Genomic DNA, 23,058 nt, shown 5'->3' with positions numbered 1-23,058 from the left:
ACTGGACCAAAGGCAACACAATGAGCGAAAAACAAGACTTTCTTTATAGTATCTTATCAAATATCAGCTGTAACATTGAGGGCTCTTTAAACGCTATTCTTGGGTTTGCTGATATTCTTTTTGAAGAGGAATTTGACCCGGAGAAGAAAGAGAAGATGAGCATTATTCATAAGGAAAGCAAGAAGCTCCTTGATATCATTAAAGATGACCATGAATATTCCAATATAAAGGTTGGTAAGATTTATCCTCAGCACTTCTATTTTTCTATTAAAGGACTATTAAAGTACATCCATACTAAATATTCCCGTCTTAGTATAAAGCTTGATAATTCGATGCCAGACCTCGTCGCCGGCGATGGATATGCGGTTCAGAAGATCATAGAAAATACATTAAGCAATCTTTTTCATTTTGTAACTGACAAAGAAGTTATTATGGAAGCAACGTACAATAACGGGGTAATGAGGGTCTCTATATTAGCGCACGAATTGTCTCAGGTGCTCTCTATAAGTAACATACTTGAAAGCAGCGAAAGCGAAGCAGTTGCCGGGTATGATCAGAACTTTTTGAAATTTGTAATCGCTAAAGATCTTGTGGAATATCACGGAGGGAGGGAATATCTCGACACGCTGCAAGGACTTTTTATTATTGAATTGCCGATTGCAGCTACCTTCTGTGCTAACCGGGCAGCAATTCCGGAGTTCTGGAAACGGGAACAGCTGATTTCGAATAAGGAGACGTTATTCACCAAAAAAATAGCGATTATTGATGATGATAAATATAGCCGTAGGATCGAGACCTGGATTCTGGTAAATAATAATTATTTCCCGATAGTTATGAAGAATGAAAGCGATATTGTGGAGAGAATAATTGATAATGAAATCGATCTCATTATTCTTGAACTTAATATGGAAGGGTTTGATGGCTATTCTATTAATGAAATGCTTAAGCAGGATATCCGTACATCTCATATCCCTGTTATTCTTTGCTCAATGGATGACGATATCGAATCAATGATCGATTATGGTATCTTCGATTATATTAAAAAGCCTATAGAGTCCAGGAAGTTTCTTAATTGCGTTACTTCCGCGCTTAATATGTCGGATATTATTAAAAATATTTACATTGTTGATCCGAATGAAAACGATCGTTCAATATACAGAAATCATTTACACTGGGAACAGTACAATGTGTATACGTTTTCTAGTGCAGGGACCGTGCTTGATTCTATCAAAAATAATATTGTGGCTGATCTGATAATCATCGATAATGATGTCGATGATATTACGGTAACGGAATTCTTATCGATTGTAGCAGAGAAGTCCACCAAAATTCCTGTTGTGCTTGTTAGTTCAGAAAGGTTGCCGTTGCAACAGTATAATGATTATTGTTCACGGTTTGCAGCTGTTTTTCATAAGACGCCCGATGACTGTATCGGTCTCGTTAATTATGTAAATAGTATGTTCAAACAGCACATAACCAAAGAAGTTTTGCCACCGAGCTTAAAAATGAATGTGGACAATGAAGAGGATGGGCAGATGTTGAGTATTATCAACAATGTGAACGAATCAATGTGGATTATCGATGATGCATTGGGGAGCAGTAACCGGTCAGATTTTCAAAATACCTTTTTTTAAGAGCCATTGAACATTAAAAACAATAATCGCTTTTTGGTAGGTCTTTTCAATTTCTTCCAACAATAGTTTCGGACGCTGATTTTCATTTAGACCTAGCACTATTTTGTTGATGATATCCGGCTTCAAGTAGTTACGTAACGGAGGCGAGATAATCAGGTCATGGCTTTTGGTCAGAGCTTCCAGCGCGTAAGGCGTTAATGAAATTTCCTCGTAATCGCTGTAATCAAGATTTCGGGTAGAATAATGAGAAAAAACTTCAGTTACCGGATACCCGATAAAAAAATGGTCTTTATCGTCATTGTGGTATTGTATCGCTTCTTCTTTGAGTGATGACCAGAGTTCTTCATGCTGTTGTATAATATTCTGCCAGTTGTACTTTTGCGCTGCGGTTGTTTTCCCTTTATTTCCCATGCGCCTGACCTCGTCAGGATTATTGAGCAGATACAGCAATTTTTGTTCAAAAATGTCCAGATCAATAACCAACTGTTGGTTGAGCTGATAAGAAAAAGCATCGGTCAGAGGCATTGCTTTGCAGAACTCATAATCTTCCTGTGTCCAATAGGTAGGAATACGAAATCCGGTTTCTCCCTCGACTATGAGATCTTTATAGCCATTCCAGTCAGTAGCGACGACCGGGAGTCCCGCTGCCATCGCTTCAATAATGGTGACCCCGAAGGTTTCCTGGGTGTGATCACTGGGGCTTACGTAGATGTCGGACGCACTGTAGAGTAATTGTTTTTCATCATCGGATACATTTGTTTTTACTATGATGTTGTTCTCGATACCATATTGGAGTGACAGTATTTTAAGGTAATCAAGACAACCCTCATCGCCTTTGGCAATTCCTCCGGCTATAATCAAGAGGGTCTCAGGAAGAAGCCTGGCAATTTTTGAGAACACCAGCAGTAACGGCTGGAGGTCCATTTTCGTGAGGAAAGATATTCTCCCCAGACAAAGGATTACTTTAGTCTGTTCCGGTAGCCCCAATTGCATCTTTGCATCAGGTATTCTTGGTAGGGAAGTAGCAACTCCGATTGGGATAATTCGTGTTTTGCCTTCATACGGGATAGCCTGTCCAAAACTTTTTCCAAACTGGTTCGAAAGATGATTGAAGGCTTTTTGTATGACTTGTTCTCCCGCAGTACTGCTGCATATAATACAATCAAAGGGTTTGGGCCGGTAGATGAGATTATGGAATAGATTGATCGATTGTTGGTAGTTGATCAGCGTGTGCGTGAATCCGGTGATTGGGAATAAGGGTTTCGGGTGCAGGTTATTGCGAAGAGCAAAAATACTGTCCATTTGGAGATGGTTGCAATGAAATACTGTATAATTGCAGGTCTTAATGCAGGTAACGAGATCATAAATATCAAAGAACTTGAGCTTGTTCTCAAGCCCGAATTCTTTGACTATTGTGCGTGTATGGTCTATGAAATATTGTTTGCGGGAAGGCTCAAGCAAGAAAATATGGAATTCATCGAAGCTACTGTAGCTGAGAAGTGAATATAGGAAATTTTTGTCGGCTTCTTTTCTCCCGAGAATAACGCCGTCAAATTCATATGTCGAAATTGTTCCGAAAATCTTTTTCATAATAAGCGACTGCTCCATATTTAATAAGCCACAAAATATGGCTTTCTACCAAGTCTTGCGTATAGTTCCTATGCCTTGCCTTAAGATCGGCATTTGTAAGCGGTTTTTCCTTTAAGTTTGATAATAATGATCCGAGAAGATGGAAATCAAGGAAGTTTTTGATGATCAGGTTAATCGAGAGTTCTTGCCGGTTAGCGAGTATATTTTCTCCCGCGTCAGTTATTGAAAGAACGGTGGTATCTTCCAGATGATAGGTCGGATAATGTGAAAAAAGTTTGTAAAAAGAAAAATGTAAAGAGAATGATGACGGTGTGTACTGTAGGAGTGCCTCGGTTTTTAGTGAGGACCAGAGCGATTCATACTGGGGGATTAATTGCGACCAATCGTAGCAAACTATTGATCTCTTTGCATTTTCTGCCATTTCTGTAAGTAGCCTGTCATTGCTCATCAATGAGAGTAATCTTTCTGTCATGATGTCCTGGTTAACGGCGGTATACTGTGCAATGATAAACGAAGGATTGAGTGAGAAAAGTGAGAGATTATCGATGGCGTCATAACTTTTTTGCATGATCGTCGGGACTCTATATCCGGTCACTCCGTCAGTCACCAGTTCTTTGTAACCGTCCCAATCAGAGCAGACGACCGGGAGCCCGGAAGCAAGTGCTTCAATGATCGTAATGCCAAACGTCTCCTGCATATTATCACTCGGGCTGATAAAAATATCTGCGGCGCTATAGAGCAGGTGCTTATAACTATCTTCGAAGTTAGGACAGAATATAATCTCGTCAGTGATACCTTTTTGCTGTGCATACACTTGCAGTTCTTTGAGGTAATTTTCTTTTTCCTCCGACAGTCCTCCGGCGAGTACCAGTCGCGCTGTTGGATACTCGTGAAGTATACGCGAAAAAACATCCAATATTGGATAATAGTCCATTTTTGATGAAGGAGTGAGCCGCGCAATCGAGAGAATAATTTGGTTTTCAGCAGGGAATCCCAGCTTTTTTCTCGCCTCGTCTTTGCTGACTTTGTTGTAACTTTCAGTTGTTATCCCCAAAGGTATATGCGGAAGTTGCCCTTTGTAATCAATATCCTGGTGGAATGCTTGAGAGAATGAATTGTTTATTGTATCGAAGATATTTTCCATAACTTTCTGTCCGCATTTGCTTGAACAGATAATTGCGTCGCAGGATTGCGGTTGCTGAAGAAGTGTAAGCAAGAAGCCGGGAGAGAGGTTCCTTGAGCTGAGTGTATGTGTATAGCCCGTGATTGCAAACGGTTCCTTTATCGTGAAGTTGCTTCTTAAATAGATGAGTTTTTCAATGAGAGGGTCGGAACTGTGAAAGACTGTATATGTTGTAGTCGCCAGCTGTTCCTCGAGCTTGTAGAGCGGGAATGTTTTGACTTTGTTTGGCGCGTAGAATGCTATCGTGTCTGCGAAGTGACGTTGAAAATCTTTTAGGATCGTCTCGCTTTCAAAAAAGAAATGATATTCATCAAACGACCCGAAACGAATCAGAGCCGTTATAAACTCCCTGTCTGCAACACTTCTTCCCAAAAAAGGACTGGAAAAATCAAATAAGTAGATATGACCAAATATTTTCTTCATAAATTATGTTTTATTATAACATTATTTTTAAGTAGAGGTGAATGATCAAAACGCGTTAGATCGTAACGGGTGAGATACAGTCAAAATCAACTAATCCGTGCATATTAGAATTGTATATTCTAAATTGCACGGTTCCAATGGAAAATTGGCAAACATTCTGGTTCCAGAATTTTATATAAGTTGAGATAGCATCGTCCGTAAAGGGACAATTACCGGGCCTTTGACAGAAAATACATCTTTGTCTATGTATTCCATATCAAAGGATGCCTGAAAAGCATAGGGTGCATTCAATTGGTTGTAAAAGTATACCAAATTTTTACTTATAGATTTATTACTCGCAGATTTAACTTCTACTAAAAACCAGGGATTGTTGTTTTTTGTAACCATAAAATCCACTTCCCTTTTTTCTTTATCCCGAAGAAAGTAGAGGTCATAATCTCCAAAACCAATATCCGTCCAAAAATGAACGGCCTTAAGCAGATGAGAGGCTACGAAATTTTCTATCCTGCTTCCTCTGTTATCAATCCATGACCAGTCCCATAAATATAACTTTGGTTCTTTAATAAGCGATCTGGAAATATTTTTTGACCAGGGTTTTATCGAAAAACAATAATATAGAGATTCAAGTATTTTTATCCAACGGGTCACTGTATCAACCGAAACATTTATTTTGTTTGCTAAATTGCTATAGTTAGTTAGCTGCCCGGATTGTAATCTTATCAGATCTGCTAATATTTCAATCTGTCCCAATTCTCGCACTTTAGTAAGGTCTCTAATATCTTCTTTAAAAAATTGTTGTTTCCTTAAACTTTTCCACCTGGTGGTGAATCTTAAGTTGTTTTTGATAAATGGTTCAGGGAATCCGCCATTGGTAAAGAGGTTTTCAAAATCTTCCGGGCCAATGTACCCGGGTGTACGGATTTCTTGTTCAGGGATAGTGTGAGTTGAAAGCTCTGCGATGGAAAGAGGGTGCATCCTATAAAGGAAGTATCTGCCCATCAGACTATCTCCACCTTTTTTGAATACGTCTAGCCGGGAGCTGCCGGTTATCACAATCCTGACCCTATCCTTATATGTATCATACAGCCCTTTAACAAAAGTTTTCCATTTTGAATATTTATGAATTTCATCCAATATAATACATTTTTTATTGTCGCTTAATATGTTAAGTGCTAATTCTTCAGCAATTGCATCAGGGCCACGCAGGATTATTTTCCTATGGTTTTGATTATCCCAATTATAATAGAAACAGTTGTCTACCAGGCTTTTGCATGTAGTAGTCTTTCCTACCTGCCGGGGTCCAACAACAAAAGCCATCTGATCATCGTTATTAAACTGATCTCTAATCATTGATTCATATATTCTTCTCATAAGAATATTATACTAAAATAATGGAAAAAAACCAGACTAATTTACGACATGTCGTAATATGGTCATGACTAATTTACGATATTCAAGATTTTGGTCGTAATAGAATGTGCTGCGAGGATATACACGTAGGGAAAATCACGACACCCCTATGTGGTATGCCTTTGTTCTAATCCACGTCCGTAGTTGTAGATAGTCCCCGACGGATTAAGTATCATGTGGTAACCAACCCACGAATATCAGGATGATCCATCGTCGATTTTACTTGTTATTAACCGGGGAGTCTTGCTCTGGTGCTCGTCATTCCGAGTATTCCCGAGGAATCTATGGAGATACATCTAATTAAGGAAAATCCTAGCCGAACAGCATCGAAAATGTTTTACTCTCGGGATGACGTTCAAAACCTAGACCCATCGGGGACTCGTGGTCGGCCTCATCCGCTGGAAAAAGATTGAGCCTTCTCATAAAAACAAACCGGCCAGCACCTTCTCCATCGAGGGCGGAGAAGGTTTTCCTATAATTATCAATTATTTATTGTTTATTTTGGTGATAATTGAGCTGCATATCTGCTCAGCGATTTTGTAGCAAATAAGGGCATCGTCGTAGCTAATTTGATCTCCATAGGGATACCTAACTTTTGGGTAGTAGCTGTCAAGCTCGATGATATCGGTTTTCATGTTTTCGTCAAAACCATACTTTAGGATCATGGAAAAAAGTTTAAGCAAACTGTGTATTTTAGGGAGTTCTTCAACTCCTTTGCTTATCAGAAAAGCCTTCATCGCTTTTTCGACAGCTTGATGCGCATGATAGATGCTGATGTGATAAATATTTTCTCTGCTTTCAAGAATAATCAATGCGGATTTCAGGTCTGAATCAACGTAGAATAGCCATTCAGCTAATTGCTTGTCCATCGATTAATATACCCTTCTTGAGGATTTGCTTTATCATAAGGTTCCAGCCCATTTTTTCTTTAATATGTTCGGCGTTGTAGACAACTAACTCGACAGGAACTTCAAAATCCCAAAGATCATGCATAATATTTTTATATGTTTCTTTTTCATCCTTATCAGTAATGACGAGCAAATCGATATCACTATCTTTTGTAGGGGTTCCATAAGCATAGCTGCCATATAAATATATCGATAAAGGATGATATCTCTGGTATATTTCTTTGATTCTTTTAAGATATTTTGATTTTAGTTTCATATGAGAAGATTATATGCTTTCCCTCCGTATTTTTCAACTTGATTGGTCATCAGGGAGTGTAACCAGCGAGTCTTCCTCTAGTGCTCGTCATTCCGAGTATTCCCGAGGAATCTATGGAGATACATCTAATTAAGGAAAATCCTAGCCGAACAGCATCGAAAATGTTTTACTCTCGGGATGACGTTCAAAACCTAGACCCATCGGGGACTCGTGGTCGGCCTCATCCGCTGGAAAAAGATGAAGCCTTCTCATATAAACAAATCGACCAGCACCTTCTCCACCGAGGGCGGAGAAGGTTTTCAGGAAAACATCTAAGCCTTCTCCGTCTTCGATGGAGAAGGCAGCTGCGGAATTCCCCTGGTGAAAAGCAGATGATCCCTTACGCTGGATGAGGCGAAGCATCGGACCACTATAGAACTCCATAACGTTGTGTGCTATATTCCAGCCCATGAAAGTGAACTGCTTTGGATATTTATATGAAATAAGAGGGTATACGATTTTCAGTCGGAGCTTTTTTCTTGCGCTCAGTAAAAAAGCCGATGTTCGGGTTGTCTCGCTTTATCATAATGTCCACCACGAGAAAACGCCTGCCGCCCTTGAAGACCTTGAAAAAAAGGGACGCTTCGATATTGATTTCAAGGATCCGGCTATTTGCATCGCCTATGGAAACGAAATGCAAAAATTCTGCGGCTCAGTGAGAATCGGCTACGTGGTTTTTGAGGTCACCAGACTTCCTCGTGACTGGGTCTGGCAGCTTCGTCAGCTCGATCAGGTTTGGACTCCATCGCAGTGGGGCGCCACTGTTTTGAAGGAGAACGGTATCGATGAATCGAAGGTCCATGTTGTTCCTGAAGGAGTAGATACGTCCATCTTTAATCCGAACGTCCCTTCGTATTATGAACTGAAAAGCGACAAATTCAAGTTTCTGGTAGTCGGGCGGTTCATGGAACGCAAAAGCCAGATAGAAGTCTTGAAAGCTTTTTCTCAGGAGTTCAAGCCTGAAGAGCCGGTTCAATTGCTATTGTTAAGCTTGAACGTCGAAGAAAGCCATCTGAATATCAAGGAAAGAATAGCGAAGTCAGTGACCCTTCGCCATCCGGAAATAACGATAATAACACCCTTTGATGACCATCGCGCAGTTGCTAATCTCTACCGCTCATGTAATGTCCTGGTGGCGACCTCCAAGGCAGAAGGCTGGGGACTTCATATTATAGAATCCATGGCGTGCGGTACCCCGGTAATTACTACCAATTATAGTGGGCAGACAGATTATGTGAGAAAAGAGAATCCGTTGCAGCTACAGGTTACTGAGTTTGAAGATATTTATGACCCGTGGGTTTACCCGGAAAAGGGCAGGTATGGGAAATGGGCCAAGATTAATATTAAAGATCTTCGCGAGAAAATGCGCTGGGCCTACGAACACAAAGATGACCTTGTCCGGTTAGGATTACAGGATGCGATTTCAGTCCAATCACACTGGACATGGGACAAAGCTGCGGACAAGGCCATGGAGATACTGACTGCCCTGGGCTAACTCTCTGGTCTTACTCTTGAATACTTACACCTGTCTATATGATATAATTTTTTTATGCGATTAAATTGTTATGGCTATTTATACAGCATTAGAGGATTTGCCGAACAGTCCAGGAACTTTTTTTATTCGTTAAGTAAATATATTGATGTTCGGATGGTAAGCCTTATTTACAATGATCAGGAGGTGATGCCTCCGCATATATTTGAGCTGGAAAAGAAAGGTTCATTCGAGATCGATTTTAACGATCCGGCCCTCTGCATTGCCTATGGAAATGATATGCAAAAATTCTGCGGATCGCATCGAATAGGGTTTGTCGTTTTCGAAAACACGCGCCTGCCGCAAGATTGGATTTGGCAGCTTAAGCAGCTTCATCAGGTATGGGCCCCGTCACGCTGGGCCGCAAATGTTTTACTGGAGAATGGCATACCAGAGGCGAAAGTCCGCATTGTCCCTTTAGGTGTTGATCCTCATTTTTTTAATTCGCAGGGCCCTCATTATTCTGATTTTGATAATGGCCGCTTTAAGTTCCTGATGGTAGGCAAATTCGAAAAACGCAAAAGCCAAATGGAAGTGCTTGAAGCCTATTGTACCGAGTTTAGGCCTGATGACCCGGTGCAGTTGGTCCTTCTGTGTCATAACATAAAAAGATTATCTTTGAATGACCGCGCAACTTTAAATAAATACCTGGAAAAGCCTCATCCGGATATCGTGATAATGAACCCTTTTAATGATCATGAAGCTGTTGCCCCTCTGTATCGATCGAGTAATGTTCTTATTGCGCCCTCCAAAGCTGAAGGCTGGGGGCTACCCATTATCGAGGCCATGGCCTGCGGGGTTCCGGTAATTACCACGAATTATAGTGGACAATCAGAATATTTAAGGCACGATAACCCGCTTATTATAGACGTTAACGAATACGAAGATATTTATGACGAAACCTTTTACCCGGAAAAAGGGAAGTTTGGGGTCTGGGCTAAATTAGAGGTAGGCGAATTAAGAAAAAAAATGCGCTGGTCGTTTGAGCACCAGGAAGAATTAAAAAAAATAGGATCGGAAGATTCTTTGTGGATACAGCAGAACTGGACGTGGGATAGTGCCGCTGTTAAAGCCGTTGAGCTATTAAAAAAAATCTAGGACATTACATTGTAAGGAGAAGCAAATGGAGATTGCAATAGGAAACAAAATAATCGGGGAGGGTCATCCCACTTTTTTTATTGCTGAAATCGGATCAAACCATGATTGTAAGATTGACCAAGCCAAGGAACTGATTGATAACTGTGCCGAGATCGGGGTTGATGCAGTTAAGTTCCAGTCATTCTCAGCGGAGACGTTAGTTGTCCGGGAGCATCCGGCATATACTGCGCTTGACCGGCTTGCCTTGCCCCGGCAATGGCATCGTGAATTAGCCGACTATTGTAAAGTAAAGGACATTCTGTTTTTATCTACCCCCTTTGACGAAGAAAAAGTTGATTGGCTGGAAGAGGTATCCGTTCCTGCATACAAAATAGCTTCCGGAGACCTGACCTATTATAAGCTGCTGGAGAAAGTTGCGTCGACTGGAAAACCGGTCTTCCTTTCAACCGGGATTGCAACGTTAGAGGAAGCTACTGCTGCATTCTCAACCCTAAAAAAGGCTGGAAGTAAGCACATTGCCCTTTTGCATTGCATCGCGAATTATCCTCCGCGTACTCAAGATATTAATTTGGAAATAATCAAAACGTTAGGAATCAATTTCCCTGAGGCAGTGATCGGCTTTTCGGATCATTCGCCGGGATATATGGCTCCGTTGGGAGCAGTTGCCCTAGGCGCCAAAATAATTGAGAAACATGTCACTTTGTCTAGAAAGCTGCAAGGGCCTGATCATCCATTTGCCCTTGAAGTTAATGAATTCGCTGAAATGATAATCAAAATTAGAGAACTTGAAACGATGCTCGGTTCAGGAGAGAAACGACCTGTAGAGAATGAGCTTCAGGAGATTTCAGGGGCGAGACGTGGTATTTATTTAAATGCCGCTGCTGCCAAAGGAACTCTGATTAAAGAATCCATGCTCGGGTTCCTGCGACCGGCCACCGGGATACGTGCCAGTGAATACAAAAACGTTATCGGAAAAAAGTTGAAGGTAGACAGTTCCCGTGGCGATAAGCTCTCCTGGGAAATGCTGGATATCTAAAAGAGCATTATGTTTAAATGCATAAAAATGGGCGCTATTTAAGCAGCCCTTTTACTCTGTTGAGTTCGTTTTCCGCTTCATCAAGCAGATCTCTAATAATTGCTTTCATCGGCTTGATGTCTTCCATCAGACCGACGCTTTGCCCCGCCATCAGTGATCCGTAATCAATGTCACCATCAACAACAGCTTTTTTGAGTGACCCCATCCAGTAGCTTTCAACTTCGAATTGCGCTTTTTCCCGACTGATTTTTCCGGCATTTAATTGTTCCAGAAGGTCGAGCTGCAATTTGCCGAAATTTTCCATCCCTTTGTTCTTTATAGCCCGGACTGCAACCACAGGAAGTCTGGAATCATATTGCGGCGTCGATATGGCTTGTCGTGCGCGGGCCTTAATGAAAGCTTTTTTAAAGTTCGGATGTGCCGTACACTCTTCGCTCATGACAAAGCGGGTTCCGAGCTGACAGCCATACGCGCCCATCATCAAAAGATGTGCAATCATTTTTCCGGAGGCGATACCTCCGGCAACAAATATCGGGAAATCTTTTACTGCGAACAATACTTGTTGTAAAAGGATTGTTAGTGAAACGTGGCCGATATGTCCCCCGGCTTCACTGCCTTCCAAAAGCAATGCATCAATCCCAAAATTTATTTGCTGTTCAGCAATCGATTTTTCTGAAGCAAACGCTATTGTTTTCTTGCCAGTTTGTTTCATCGCTTGAATGTCATGCTTTTTGGGGAAATTACCTGCAAAAATAACAAACGGAACATTTTTTGAGAGCAGTATTTCGTATTGTTGTTTGTAATTCGGTGCGATGGTAACGAGGTTGACTGCAAATGGGTGCATTAGCTTGCTTATGCACTTATCAATTTCTTGTTCGAAGAGGTCGGCTGGCATATTCCCTCCGGCAAGTACAGGGAACGCCCCATTATCACTTACTGCTTTGATAAGTTCATAATTACTTATCCAGGTCATCCCTCCGGCTATGATAGGATAATCAACTCCTAAGAAGTCTTTTCCTTTTTGCCATAATGTTTCTATTAACGCCATGTGACTCTCCTTTGTAAGAAATAAATATATTATAAGATATTGCTAAGCTTTTTCTTATGTTAAGCAACGCTCAGGATGCAAAACAACTCGTTAGTACCTCATCAATTCGAAAACTATTTTAGTTTCTGCTGATAATACATATACATTTTTCCGGTATCATACCAGTTCGGTAACTCAATAAGGCCTATTCTTCCAGGCAAACCTTGTATCTCATGTGCCGTTACATAGGCGTACCCTTTCTTAGTTGCTTCGTTTTTGAATAATCTTCTTAATTCTTTACCATAACCTCTGTTCCTGTATGGTTCATCAACGATAACAGACTCAATGTACACCGTGTTCTTCAGTCCAAAATTAGGATCATCCTTAACTCCCTTAAGGGAATCATAGTATTCAAGGGGACCTCCTGTAATGTAGCCTAGAAGTTCGGTCTCGACAAAAACACCGACTGAGATCGATTCCGGGTTTGTAAACGTACTGCTGTACTCGGCTTCATCTTGCTGAAGGTGGGGATGAAACTGCGCTTCCAGCTTCATGACAGAATTTTTTACCAGATTCCAAAGGTCAGGACCTATCATTTTGAATTCAACAATATTGTGGAATTGAAATCCCTTTTCAATCATTGCCACTCTATTATATATTCTTAGAATATACTAGGCAATTTCTTTATTTTGGAAATGTGTAACCCCGGGTTAATGATTATAATGCTTGCTATTATCAGTAAAGATCCGATTATTAATGACATACTAACGTATTCATTAAATAAGAGGACTCCAAGAAACGCGACAAAAAATATGCGTGCAGATGCAATAACAGCACCTTCTACCGCGGTTACGTATGCATAAGCATACGTTAAGAAATATTGGCCTAGAAGGGAAAGAATTGCGTTTATTATGAGGAGAAAAGCAATCCGAGTGCTGGGGATTACGAAGCTGTGCAACGTTAAAAGGCAAGAAAGCACGAATCCTATACCCATATGGTAGAACAAAATTGTAAAAGGGGCATCGGATAGGCTGGCTTTTTTCAATGATACAACTGCATATCCGGCAGTAATTCCGGACAGAAGTCCTATTACGTCACCGACATGTAGGTTCTGAAACTCATTGGGCTTAATGACAAAAAGCACGCCTATGAACCCGATAATCACCGAGAGAAGGCTAGTCTTAGTCAACTTCTCATTAATTGAAAAATGGGCGATGAGTGCAACAAATATTGGGTAGGTCATGTTATAAAGGTTCGCCTTCGTTGCCGATATCATCGATATAGCCACAAATAAGAAGAGGACCGCCAGGAAGTTCGACACTCCTCTCTCGATAAGGTATCGCAGGTTATTCGTTTTGGTTGGTTTCTTGAAAATAAATTTTACAAAAACTATGACTGTAAAGCTGATAAAAAATCGAAAAAAAGTTATTTCTTCAGGAGAGACGGTTGAAATCAGGTTAAGGTATTTTGTAAGAATTACCATAAAAGAAAATGAACAAACCGATAGCAGCATATAAAGATAACCGATAAGTTTCAATCGAATAGTAGGTGAGCCCATATTAATGACTCTGGATTTTTTCGGTAATGCTGGCATAGAAGAAAGCCAGGAAGAATATAGCTGTGGCGGTTAAGACGATGGTCGCCCCCGAAGCAACATTTAAATAGTATGAGATCATGAGCCCGCAAATGGTAGATATTATGCTGGAAGTAATTGCAATGGTCACCATTTTAAAAAATTTCGCTGACAAGAAAATCGCCGTTGCTCCAGGGATTATAAGGAGGGCTGATATGAGCGTCAGCCCAATGATTTTAGTTCCTATGACAACTGTTATCGCTAGAATAACGAGAAAGAGATAATTTAAAAAGTTAACTGGGATTCCGTCGACTTTGGCAACTTCTTCATCAAAGCTTATAAATAAGAGTTCTTTCGATAATGTTATAAGAATTGCCGTAACAATAATTCCTAATATGGCAATGATATAGATATCAGAACGGGATATAGCCAGTATATTACCGAAAAGATAGCCGAAGACATCAACGTTATATTGACGTGATATTCCGATAAGTATGACCCCTAAGGCCATAGCCGAGGTAAAGAAAATCCCTATTGAAGTATCTTCTTTGATTCGACCTCTTTTGCTGACATACCCGATTGCCAAGGCAACAAAGATTGAGAAGACAATTCCGGATAGCGTAGGATTGATTCCAAGATAAATGCCGAGAGCTACTCCGCCAAAAGCGGCATGTGATATGCCGACTCCGATAAAAGCGAGTTTACGCAGGATAATAAAAATAGAAATAATTCCGGTAAGAAAGCTCAAAATAATGCCGGCGATCAAGGCATTTTGCATGAAGTCCATCTGGAGAAAGTCCACGTTATTTTCCTTTTCTAAAGTTATTGCAATCCATGCAGAATTCGTTATGCTCGATCATATTTATATTTTCACCATATACTTTTGCCAGGATATCGCGGGTAAGTGATTTCTCCGGTTTGTCGTGGACATAAATTGTTTTGTTCATACAAGCGACTTCATCGACATAAGACGTTATTGTTCCAATATCATGTGTTACCATTATTACCGTAAGGCTGAGCTCATGCTTTAGGTGTTTAATGAAATGATAGAGATATTCTTGGGCAACAACATCTATTCCGGTGGAAGGCTCGTCAAGGATGACGAGTTTTGGTTCTGATACCAGGCTTCGGGCAATGAGCACCCGTTGCTGCTGTCCTCCTGACAGTTTAACAAATTGAGTATCTTTGAAGTCGAACATTCCGACAATATTTAGATAGCGAATGACCATATCCCGGTCAATTTGGCGAGGCTTATTAAAGAGCCCAATAAGTTTATATCGGCCCATCATGACAACATCAAATGCAGTTGCCGGGAAATTGATATCAAACTGTTTGCGTTGAGGAAGATACCCTATGTTGGTTTTTGTCCCATGTGCAGGTGCTTCAAAGATTTTGACTGATCCGCGTGAAGGTTTAAGAAGTCCCAGTATAATTTTAAGAAAGGTGGTTTTCCCCGCGCCATTTGGACCGACAACTCCCAGGAAGACCCCTTCATTCAGTTTTAAATTTACATCTTTTAGGATCTCAACGTTATTTATAGTATAATTAACGTTTTCTAACTCTAAAGCATACATAGGTAGTTTCTTTCGTCGTGTACATCGCGGATGCCATTTACTATCTAAATGCTTCTTTCATCTTCTGCAAATTATAGTTCATTAATTTGATGTAACTATTTCTATCTTTATACTTCTCGCTCCCAAATGGGTCAATAAGTATTACTCTGGCGTGAGTCTCTTCTGCAATCGCTTTTGCTACTTTAGGGTTAAGCTGCGGTTCGGCAAAAATAACTCTGATGTTGTATATTTTTACTGCTTCGATTGCTTTTCTTATCCGGGTTGGGGTTGGCTCTTTTCCCGTAGCTTCTTCAATTACTGCAACACGTTTTGTCCCATATCTGCGGTCAAAATAGTCCCAAGCTGGATGAAAAGTTACATATTTTAATTGTTTATAGCGTGAAAGTGTCGTTCTGATATCTAGATCGAGCTTTCTGAGTTCTGCCTGATAATTGAGGAAATTAGCTTCGTAGTAATCTCTATGTTCAGGGTCATATTCGCTTAAAGTATTGGTAATAAGCTCACACATATGGATAGCGTTAATCGGATCGAGCCACGTATGAGGGTTGGCATTGACCACTGGAGTATTGTTCGGTGTTTCTGTAATTTCGTTCAACGAGCGTGATGAAAACTCTTCTTCATTCAGATAATAATCGTTTTGGGTCGGGGTAACTGACTGCGTGGTCATTTCCGATAAATTTATGTCTTCGGAAGTCGAAGCGTTTTCATTTGAGGTCGATGGGGTTGCGTTTATAGATGGGCTTGATTCTTCTTCATGCTCAGCTGCCTCTGCAATAGGCCTAATTCCTTGAGATAATGTGATAATCACCGGCTCAGGTTTGATGTTCCTAATAAACTTATCAATCCAGAACTCCAGGCCAAACCCGACTTTGAAAATAATATCTGCTTTATGGAGATTTCCTACATCCCTGGGGGTCGGTTCGAATGTGTGCGGACTGGCTCCCGGCGGAAGTATCGTGTACACTTTTACCCGGTTGCCGCCGATGTTTTTTACCATGTCGGCTATCGGGAAAACTGTGCTGTACACTATAATTTTCCCTGATTTTGTTTGCTTGGCTTGCGGAGTCAAAAAATGCTGAATAGAAAATAAAGCCGCGGCAATCAATAATATAAGAGAAATAACGTAAATGATAATTCTTTTCATAATATCACCTCTAAGGTAAAGCTTTTAGTTAAAGGCTTTTGAGGGAATTATAACAGTATTGCTTCTTTTTTACTACTCTCTCGACGATATTCGGTTTGGTCCCGTAGTGTTCACTATTTTAAATAAAAATGTTATAGTTTTACCTATATTTTTAGAGGAGGATCGTATTCATGTATATGTCAGAAAATCAGGGTGAAACTTATAAATTAGAAATAACTGATCAAGAATATATAGATAAGAAAAAAGAGATTCTTTCTCAACAGGTAGAATTTATTGATTTAGAAAAACCGACCACAATTGCTCAGCTTGTTGAAAGTTATGGCAAGATGTCTATACAAGCTCGTAATATCGGGAAATGCACAGAGGTTTTTCAATCTATGCTTCAAGACGAAGAGCGACCGACAATAATGCTAGGCATCGCCGGACCGCTTATTGCCGCAGGCCTGCGAAAAGTTATTCGCGATATGATTATGTTCGGTCTCGTCGATGTTGTTGTTTCGACCGGTGCGATTCTTTACCAGGATTTTTATCAGGCAACCGGGGGAAGACATTTTATTGGTAGCCCTGAAGCTGATGACACGGTATTAAGAGATTTGCTTATTGATAGGATCTACGATACCTACGTTGATGAAGAGAAGTTCTGGAAAACTGATATATGGCTAGGTCATTTTGCCGATACCCTTGAGCCAAGACCATATTCAACAAGAGAGTTTTTACATAAATTAGGAAGTATTGTTGAAGATAATGGTTCGATCTTGCGAGCTGCCTACGAGAAAGGTATTCCGGTTTTTGCGCCGGCAATCAATGACTCCAGTATAGGTATCGGGCTTACCGACCACTATTATCGAATGAGAAAAGAAAATAGACCTCATATGTCGATCGATTCTATTCGAGATAATTACGAACTTACCCAGATAGTTGTTAATTCTAAACGCACATCAGCTTTTTATGTCGCCGGCGGTGTTCCGAAGAATTATATTAATGACTCTGTTGTAATGGCATATATCTTCGGCATGGAAACCGGCGGACATAAATATGCGCTTCAGGTAACGACAGACGTTCCTCATTGGGGTGGCTTGTCAGGAAGCACGCTTGATGAAGCGACCAGCTGGGGAAAAATCAATACCAAGGCGTACCGGGCTATGGCTTTTGTAGAGCCATCGGTTTCATTACCGCTGATTGTAGGTTCTGCGCTTGAAAGAAAATGGGCAGAGAAACGATCAAAAATTCAGTATTCATGGGATGATGATAAACTGACGAGTATTTCTTATAAATAGGGAATAATTTTATCAAAAAAAGTGGTTGCTTCTGTTACAGTCGCAACCACTTTTTGTTATATTATACAATAACCGTAGGGGCACAGCACGCAGTGCCCTATTAAGCCGGAATATCATTACGGGCGTGATTAATTACGCCCTGACAATTACTTAATCAATGTTAACGCTTCTGCTCGTGCAGAGGCATCTTCGTAGAATAATCCGCGGATTGCTGAGGTTGTTGTTTTTGTTCCTGGTTTTTTAACTCCGCGCATACTCATGCAGAGATGTTCTGCTTCAATGACGACCATGACACCTTGTGGTTCAAGCACATTCATTAATACATCGGCGATTTGTGTTGTCATTCTTTCTTGAAGCTGTGGACGTTTTGCTGCGGATTCTACCAGAGTGCACAGTTTCGAGAAACCGGTAATTCTATTCTCTTTCGGGATATAAACGATGTGGGCTTTGCCAAAAAACGGTACAAGATGATGTTCGCACATTGAATAAAAGGTAATATCTTTAACAACGATCATTTGTTCTCCGTGTGGTTCAAGGATCACGGATACCGTATCATGGAGGTCCTTTCGTGTGCAAGAGAACACCTCTTCATACATACAGGCCACACGTGCTGGGGTATCGAGCAGTTCGGGGCGATTAACGTCTTCTCCGATCGCAGCAAGTATTTCTTTGACTGCGTTTTCAATCCGATGTCTGTCAATGTTCATCTCGATCTCCTTTTTGTTTGCACTGATTGTTATTTTGTATCTGAAACAGGTTAGAGCTAATCGAAGACAATTGTTTTATTATCATGTTCGATTATTTTGTTGTCGATATGCGCTCTCAATGCTTGGGCCATTACCAGTTTTTCGATATCCCGGCCTTTTTGTGTAAGCCTTATGACATTGTCCTTATGGCTTACGGTAATAACTTCCTGAGCGATAATAGAACCTTCATCAAGCTGTGATGATACATAATGGGCGGTTGCTCCGATGACTTTGACACCTTTTACCCAAGCTTGTTTATACGGCTCAGCTCCCTTAAAAGAAGGCAAAAAACTATGGTGGATATTAATGATCTTTTTTCCATAGTTCGCAAGGAATGTATCTGTTAGTATCTGCATATACCTTGCTAGAACAAGGACATCGGTAGATGTTTTCACCAGGTTAAGTATTTCTTTTTCCTGGTTTTCTTTGTACTGGTTTACTGGGATAAAGTAATAGGGTATGCCGTAAGCTTCGACTATCGGTCGTACCTCGTCGTGATTGCTGATTACGAGAGGGATATCAATAAATAACTCTCCGGTCCTCCATCGATACAAGATATCGAGCAAACAGTGATCATGTTTTGAAACTAATATACCGACTTTTTTCTTTTCATCATCGAAGAAAAGTTCCCAGTGAGCTTTGAGCTCAGTCGCTATTATACCCGCTCTTTCAGAAATAAGGGTTTTGTCCAGGTGCACGTCATTATAAGCGAACTGGACTCGCATAAAGAAATGCCCGCCTTCATGCCCGGTTGAGTACTGGTCTGATTCGACTATGTTGCAGTTATTGATAAACAGAAAATTAGAGATCTTTGCGACAATTCCTGTTTTATCCGGGCAGTTGATTAGTAGTGTAGCTGTTTTCATTTTTTATTACTTTCCATGTCGCACTGCCTTATGAGAAAACTATTGCAGTACTTATTTCTTTTTCCAGCGAACACCCTGCGGGGTATCTTCTAGTATGATGCCTTGCTTTTCTAACGCAATCCTGATTTCGTCAGCTCGCGCAAAATTTTTGTTTTTCCTGGCAGCGTTTCTTTCTTCAATGAGTATGTGGATGTCTTTTTCCAAAATTCCGTTTTCTTCTTTCGCTTGATAAAGTATTCCCAGAATATTCCCGAGTTTTTTCAGCAGTAACTGGGCATCAGTATCAAGCGCTTTGTTTATATATTTGGCAAGTTCAAAGAGAACTCCGAGCGCTTGTGCTGTATTAAAGTCATCAGACATAGCTTCGTCAAAGCTTTTCTCGATTGTTGTTAGTTCATTATTCCCTTTCGGGGAAGTGCCTTTTAAATATAGGGCGTTATAAAGTCTTTCGAGTGCCTTTTTCGCGTCATCAAGATACTCAATGCTATAGTTAATCGGTTTCCGGTAATGGGTCATGAGATAAAAGAGGCGTAGTTCTTCCGGTTTATAATCATTAAGCACTTCCCGGATAGTAAAGAAATTACCTAGAGACTTGGACATTTTTTCTTTGTTTATATTAACGAAACCGTTATGGACCCAATATCGTGCGAAGGGCTTTCCCGAGCAGGCTTCTGTCTGGGCAATTTCATTTTCATGGTGAGGGAAAATAAGATCAGCTCCACCCCCGTGAATATCGAAGGTTGGTCCAAGATATTTAATCGACATAGCTGAGCACTCAATATGCCACCCCGGCCTTCCTTTTCCCCAGGGGCTAGCCCATCCTGGTTCATCATCCGCCGCTTTTTTCCATAACGCAAAGTCCATCGGATGTTGTTTCCTTGTATCGACTTCGACTCGAGCGCCGGCTTGCATATCCTCCAGATTTCTTCCTGAGAGTTTTCCGTATTCAGGAAAGCTTCTGACCGAAAAGTAAACACTTCCCTCGATTTCGTAAGCGTAGTGCTTATTAACCAGCGTTGTAATCATTGCGATCATGTCTTCGATATGTTCTGTGGCTTTGGGATAAGAAGTTGCACGCTGAATATTAAGGCTGTCCATATCAACAAAGTACTCATCGATAAACTTTGTTGATATTTCTTGCCACTGCGACTGAAGTTCTTTTGCCCGTTTAATTATTTTGTCGTCAATATCAGTAAAGTTCTGAATGTAGATAACGTTATAGCCTGTGTATTCTAAGAATCGTCTTATTGTATCAAATACGGTATAGGCTCTGCCATGGCCAATGTGGCAATAGTCATAGACGGTAACTCCGCACACGTACATTGAAACCCGGGGAGGGGTAGCCGGGACAAATTCTTCTTTTTTACCTTTGAGTGTGTTGTATATCAGGATTTTTTTCATACTTTTCCTCCAGTTCGCGTATCTTGTGCTCAAGCTTAGTTATTCGCTGGATCAGTCTCGTGAATGTTTTTGCTATCGGGTCAGGAAGATTTGCCTGGTCAAAGTCGAGTAGTTGATTTTTATCTTTTTTACTTACAATTCTACCTATATCACCTACAATGGTTGAATTGTTCGGGACATCCTTAATCACCACGGCATCAGCGCCGATTTTACAGTTGTTTCCTATTTTTATTGCTCCAAGGACTTTCGCTCCGGCGCCAATTATTACGTTATTTCCGACGGTAGGATGTCGTTTGCCTTTTTCTTTACCTGTGCCCCCTAAGGTTACTTGATGGTAAATGATAACATTGTCGCCTATTTCGGCAGTCTCTCCGATAACAACGCCCATACCATGGTCAATAAAAAAATACTTTCCGATCTTCGCGCCGGGATGTATTTCGATACCGGTAAGGAATCTGCTGATTTGTGATATTAACCGGGGGAAAAAAGGTAGTCCTAAATTCCAGAGAAAATGAGCTATCCGGTGAAGCCAGATTGCATGAATACCTTGGTAAAGTAATACTTCAAAAATGTTTTTTGCCGCAGGATCGCCTCGAAAAGCGGCTATTATATTGTCTATCATTTAATTCTCCAGCTGGGTTTTTTACAATTAGCCCATATCACGTTAATGGCACTTTTATTCTCTGGATTTTCAATATGAATGTTTGTTATTTGGAAATTGATTTTCCTGAACTTCGCTATTGAATGTAGTAATTGCCTCCTCAATTGTTTTGCTGATATTGGTGTATTGTTTAACGAATTTCGGTTTGAATTTATCGAACAGCCCAATAAGATCATCTGTTACCAGCACTTGTCCGTCGACATGGATTCCTGCTCCGATGCCAAGGGTAACAATGTCAATAGCGGTCGTGAGCTCGCGCGCTGCTTGCGCTGGGACCATTTCTAATACTAGTGCGAACACTCCGGCCTCTTTCAAAATCTGTGCATGTTGTACCAGTATTTTGACTGCCTCGGCAGTTGTCCCCTGGACTTTGAAACCGCCAAGTTTATTAACCGATTGAGGCGTGAATCCTAAATGACCCATAACAGGAATTCCGGCATTTATAATTGCCTGGATCGCGGGAATATGTTCTGCCCCTTCGATCTTTACCGCGTGAGCGCCAGCTCTCATGATTCTCCCTGCATTTTCGACAGCCGTTTCGATACTTGTCTGGTAAGATAAGAAGGGCATATCAGCAACGATTAACTTGCTGGCCGAGCCGCGGGCAACAGCACTCGTAGCGCTACACATATCTTCCATCGTAACAGGAATTGTTGAATCGTAGCCCAGAGAAGTCATCCCCAGCGAATCTCCAACAAGAATAATATGTGTTGGCGTCTTGTCTATAATTTTTGCAAATGGATAATTGTAAGCAGTAAGCATTACTATTTTTTGTTTTTTTTCTTTTAAATTGTTGAGATCAGAAATAGTTATTCGAACCATCGTAGCCTCCCAGTCGTTAGGTAACAGAATATCTTTTAAAGAATCGAGAAAACTGCTTTTGGTTTTCTTGATCAGCTGTTTTGTAGCTGGAAAATAGTCTTTCTTCTAAGGTTTCTTTTGATAGGTACCTCGTAAGCGTACCATTTTCCGCAATAGAAATAATTCCGGTTTCTTCAGAAACAACGATAACCAGCGCATCTGATTGTTCGGTAAGTCCTAGTGCTGCTCGATGTCTGGTTCCCAGTCGTTTGTCGAGAACTCTGCTTTCTGTTAGCGGTAATAAACAACCGGCAGCACTTAGCCTGTTGTTACGTATGATAACCGCACCATCATGGATCGGGTTTTTATATATAAAGATTGATGTGAGCAGTTCCGAAGAAACGATGGCATCGATGAGCACTCCTGATTCCACATACTCATTAAGACCGGTTAGTCTCTCAAGTACGATGAGTGCACCTTTTTTGTTTTCAGATAAATAATGGACACTCTTAATTATCTGCTGGAGAAACCCGGTTTTTGGCTTTTCGGCGTCCTTGAAAAGTGAGGAAAAGAAACTCTGCCTTCCAATTTTCTCTAAGGCGCTTCGGAGTTCCGGCTGAAAGACAACTATTAGCACAATGAAGAAAAAGGTGATCAACTTCTGCATTAACCAGTCAATGGTATAAAGCCCGATGAAATTAGTAAGTACGTAGACGACAAACAACACGCCTAGTCCTTTTAACAGTTGGAACGCTCTTGTTCTTTGAAGCCATAAAAGCGTATAGTAAATAAGCAGATATGTGAAGAATATGTCGATAACATCAATAAGACTTATATAGTGCTGTTTAAATAATAATTGAATGATGTGACTAGGCATTAA

The 23,058-nt window shown here is 40.7% G+C and carries 23 protein-coding genes; 5 read left to right on the top strand and 18 right to left on the bottom strand.

All coding sequences use genetic code 11. The features are described from left to right. Window positions 1-20: 20 nt before the first annotated feature. A complete protein-coding gene (locus DKM50_06645; GenBank protein PZM79854.1) occupies window positions 21-1,634 on the top strand; it encodes a hypothetical protein in 1,614 nt (537 codons plus the stop codon). On the opposite strand, the gene DKM50_06640 is transcribed toward DKM50_06645, so the two are convergent. The 6 genes from DKM50_06640 to DKM50_06615 form a co-directional block, all read right to left on the bottom strand. Then, a complete protein-coding gene (locus DKM50_06640; GenBank protein ID PZM79853.1) occupies window positions 1,608-3,242 on the bottom strand; it encodes a hypothetical protein in 1,635 nt (544 codons plus the stop codon). The genes DKM50_06645 and DKM50_06640 overlap by 27 nt on opposite strands. Continuing rightward, the gene (locus DKM50_06635) at window positions 3,190-4,830 is read right to left on the bottom strand and encodes a hypothetical protein (protein ID PZM79852.1); all 1,641 of its coding nucleotides are present in this window, start codon (window positions 4,828-4,830) and stop codon (window positions 3,190-3,192) included. Before DKM50_06635 ends, DKM50_06640 begins: the two co-directional genes overlap by 53 nt. Before the next feature lie 171 nt (window positions 4,831-5,001). Beyond that, on the bottom strand, window positions 5,002-6,147 hold the full coding sequence (locus tag DKM50_06630) for a hypothetical protein (GenBank protein PZM80022.1): 1,146 nt from the start codon (window positions 6,145-6,147) through the stop codon (window positions 5,002-5,004). A gap of 578 nt (window positions 6,148-6,725) precedes the next feature. Further along, on the bottom strand, window positions 6,726-7,109 hold the full coding sequence (locus DKM50_06625; GenBank protein PZM79851.1) for a hypothetical protein: 384 nt from the start codon (window positions 7,107-7,109) through the stop codon (window positions 6,726-6,728). Then, entirely contained in the window at window positions 7,090-7,404 is a 315-nt protein-coding gene (locus DKM50_06620) for a hypothetical protein (GenBank protein ID PZM79850.1), read from the bottom strand. Before DKM50_06620 ends, DKM50_06625 begins: the two co-directional genes overlap by 20 nt. Before the next feature lie 141 nt (window positions 7,405-7,545). Continuing rightward, entirely contained in the window at window positions 7,546-7,854 is a 309-nt protein-coding gene (locus DKM50_06615) for a hypothetical protein (GenBank protein PZM79849.1), read from the bottom strand. On the opposite strand from DKM50_06615, the gene DKM50_06610 reads away from it, so the two are divergent. From DKM50_06610 to DKM50_06600, 3 genes are read left to right on the top strand one after another with little or no spacing between them, the layout of a single operon-like run. Beyond that, window positions 7,853-8,938: a hypothetical protein gene (locus DKM50_06610; protein PZM79848.1), complete on the top strand. Its 1,086-nt coding sequence runs from the start codon at window positions 7,853-7,855 to the stop codon at window positions 8,936-8,938. The genes DKM50_06615 and DKM50_06610 overlap by 2 nt on opposite strands. Window positions 8,939-8,992: 54 nt before the next feature. Next, window positions 8,993-10,072 (top strand): hypothetical protein, encoded by a 1,080-nt coding sequence (locus tag DKM50_06605; GenBank protein ID PZM79847.1) that lies wholly within the window; start codon window positions 8,993-8,995, stop codon window positions 10,070-10,072. Window positions 10,073-10,097: 25 nt separating this feature from the next. Continuing rightward, window positions 10,098-11,108, top strand: a complete 1,011-nt coding sequence (locus tag DKM50_06600) for a polysaccharide biosynthesis protein (protein PZM79846.1) — start codon at window positions 10,098-10,100, stop codon at window positions 11,106-11,108. Window positions 11,109-11,142: 34 nt separating this feature from the next. Here DKM50_06600 and DKM50_06595 read toward each other — a convergent pair whose 3' ends face one another. The 6 genes from DKM50_06595 to DKM50_06570 all read right to left on the bottom strand — a co-directional run bounded on the left by DKM50_06595 (window position 11,143) and on the right by DKM50_06570 (window position 16,426). After that, window positions 11,143-12,156 (bottom strand): hypothetical protein, encoded by a 1,014-nt coding sequence (locus DKM50_06595; protein ID PZM79845.1) that lies wholly within the window; start codon window positions 12,154-12,156, stop codon window positions 11,143-11,145. A gap of 113 nt (window positions 12,157-12,269) precedes the next feature. Further along, complete coding sequence (locus DKM50_06590) at window positions 12,270-12,776, bottom strand: hypothetical protein (protein PZM79844.1); 507 nt, start codon at window positions 12,774-12,776, stop codon at window positions 12,270-12,272. Between the two features lie 20 nt (window positions 12,777-12,796). After that, entirely contained in the window at window positions 12,797-13,729 is a 933-nt protein-coding gene (locus DKM50_06585) for a hypothetical protein (GenBank protein PZM79843.1), read from the bottom strand. Further along, complete coding sequence (locus tag DKM50_06580) at window positions 13,695-14,510, bottom strand: metal ABC transporter permease (GenBank protein ID PZM79842.1); 816 nt, start codon at window positions 14,508-14,510, stop codon at window positions 13,695-13,697. Before DKM50_06580 ends, DKM50_06585 begins: the two co-directional genes overlap by 35 nt. 1 nt (window position 14,511) lies before the next feature. Beyond that, a complete protein-coding gene (locus DKM50_06575) occupies window positions 14,512-15,282 on the bottom strand; it encodes a metal ABC transporter ATP-binding protein (GenBank protein ID PZM79841.1) in 771 nt (256 codons plus the stop codon). A 40-nt stretch (window positions 15,283-15,322) separates the two neighbouring features. Continuing rightward, entirely contained in the window at window positions 15,323-16,426 is a 1,104-nt protein-coding gene (locus DKM50_06570; GenBank protein PZM79840.1) for a hypothetical protein, read from the bottom strand. 170 nt (window positions 16,427-16,596) lie between these two features. On the opposite strand from DKM50_06570, the gene DKM50_06565 reads away from it, so the two are divergent. Further along, a complete protein-coding gene (locus DKM50_06565; GenBank protein ID PZM79839.1) occupies window positions 16,597-17,703 on the top strand; it encodes a deoxyhypusine synthase in 1,107 nt (368 codons plus the stop codon). Window positions 17,704-17,849: 146 nt separating this feature from the next. On the opposite strand, the gene folE is transcribed toward DKM50_06565, so the two are convergent. The 6 genes from folE to DKM50_06535 all read right to left on the bottom strand — a co-directional run bounded on the left by folE (window position 17,850) and on the right by DKM50_06535 (window position 23,055). Beyond that, window positions 17,850-18,410, bottom strand: coding sequence for a GTP cyclohydrolase I FolE (gene folE, locus DKM50_06560; protein ID PZM79838.1), 561 nt, complete (start codon window positions 18,408-18,410; stop codon window positions 17,850-17,852). A gap of 56 nt (window positions 18,411-18,466) precedes the next feature. After that, complete coding sequence (gene purU, locus DKM50_06555; GenBank protein ID PZM79837.1) at window positions 18,467-19,315, bottom strand: formyltetrahydrofolate deformylase; 849 nt, start codon at window positions 19,313-19,315, stop codon at window positions 18,467-18,469. Between the two features lie 51 nt (window positions 19,316-19,366). Continuing rightward, on the bottom strand, window positions 19,367-20,707 hold the full coding sequence (locus DKM50_06550) for a cysteine--tRNA ligase (protein ID PZM80021.1): 1,341 nt from the start codon (window positions 20,705-20,707) through the stop codon (window positions 19,367-19,369). Then, window positions 20,679-21,338, bottom strand: coding sequence for a serine O-acetyltransferase (cysE, locus tag DKM50_06545; GenBank protein PZM79836.1), 660 nt, complete (start codon window positions 21,336-21,338; stop codon window positions 20,679-20,681). The genes DKM50_06550 and cysE overlap by 29 nt, the downstream gene beginning before the upstream one ends. 69 nt (window positions 21,339-21,407) lie before the next feature. Then, the gene (gene panB, locus DKM50_06540; protein PZM79835.1) at window positions 21,408-22,199 is read right to left on the bottom strand and encodes a 3-methyl-2-oxobutanoate hydroxymethyltransferase; all 792 of its coding nucleotides are present in this window, start codon (window positions 22,197-22,199) and stop codon (window positions 21,408-21,410) included. Window positions 22,200-22,215: 16 nt separating this feature from the next. Then, complete coding sequence (locus DKM50_06535) at window positions 22,216-23,055, bottom strand: TIGR00159 family protein (protein ID PZM79834.1); 840 nt, start codon at window positions 23,053-23,055, stop codon at window positions 22,216-22,218. Window positions 23,056-23,058 lie beyond the last annotated feature (3 nt).

It is taken from the genome of Candidatus Margulisiibacteriota bacterium (assembly GCA_003242895.1).
Lineage (GTDB): Bacteria > Margulisbacteria > Riflemargulisbacteria > GWF2-39-127 > GWF2-39-127 > GWF2-39-127.
Note: the sequence above shows the minus strand (reverse complement) of the source record. Positions and strands in the feature narration are given on the sequence as shown.